Annotated in this window: 2 rRNA genes; both read right to left on the bottom strand. The window is 41.5% G+C overall.

Annotation, left to right across the window (positions count from 1 at the left end):
• Positions 1 to 486: 486 nt before the first annotated feature.
• Positions 487 to 601 (bottom strand): 5S ribosomal RNA (rrf, locus tag OA91_RS23775).
• Between the two features lie 320 nt (positions 602 to 921).
• A 23S ribosomal RNA gene (locus OA91_RS23770) occupies positions 922 to 1014 on the bottom strand; the annotation flags it as partial.

Raw genomic sequence — 1014 nt, 5'->3', positions numbered from 1 at the left:
CGCTATTGATATGAACAGCTCAACTTATCGCCATCCGGTGAGCCGATTAATTAAAAGTAACTTGTTTAATTGATGAGATGAAACAGAAGAGTTAACGAGAGGTAGACACACTTATTGGGACGGTACCGACTTTAAAGTTCGGCTCAAGTATGTTGAGTAGTATTGAATGCCTAGCCAGCAGAGCTGACGAGTATGCATTCCCACGAAGGATCATGGGAACGAGAGGTGGACCATGTCCACTTTGTACTTCTTGGGGTGGAATAGGAAGCGGGATGCAATCATTAACAGCCCAGTGGTTATCAAGAAACGCTAACCACGAGATCTACTCTAGTATTAAGCACCTTAGCTCTAACGCCAGCAGAGCTGGCGAGTATGCATTCTCATGAAGGATCATGGGAACGAGAGGTAGGCGGCTTATGATGTGTCTTTCGATAAATTTTAGACGAAAAAAAACCAGCTCATTGAGCTGGTTTTTTTATAATTCAATCTTGATAACGACCTACTCTCACATGGGACCTCCCACACTACCATCGGCGATGTCACTTTTCACTTCTGAGTTCGGGATGGGATCAGGTGGTTCAATGACTCTATGATTATCAAGAAATTCTTTTTATAGGATTAGATGATGATCTAACACTATGAATTCTTTTATGAAGTAAAAGTAATCGGCGATGACAATTTTCACTTCTGGCTCTTTTTTAGAGAAGTGGGATGGAATCAGGTGATTCAATCTCTCTTTTCTTTTCAAGAAAACTGTTTTGAGGCTTATGAGTCTTACTGTCTCTTTAGACGGCTCATTCACACTCGAATACGGTGTCTTTAACAATAACTTTTTGAATAGCACGATAACCAAGCCTCAAACCAGCTTGTGATGTTTTACCATCTAAATCGTAATATAACGCTAAACCATTTTGGCGTTATATGGTCAAGCCTCACGAGCAATTAGTACTGGTTAGCTCAACGCCTCACAACGCTTACACACCCAGCCTATCAACGTCGTAGTCTTCAACGGCT

The sequence above is a fragment of the Marinomonas sp. SBI8L genome, from assembly GCF_001624705.1.
Lineage (GTDB): Bacteria > Pseudomonadota > Gammaproteobacteria > Pseudomonadales > Marinomonadaceae > Marinomonas.
This window is presented reverse-complemented; position numbering and strand designations above follow the sequence as displayed.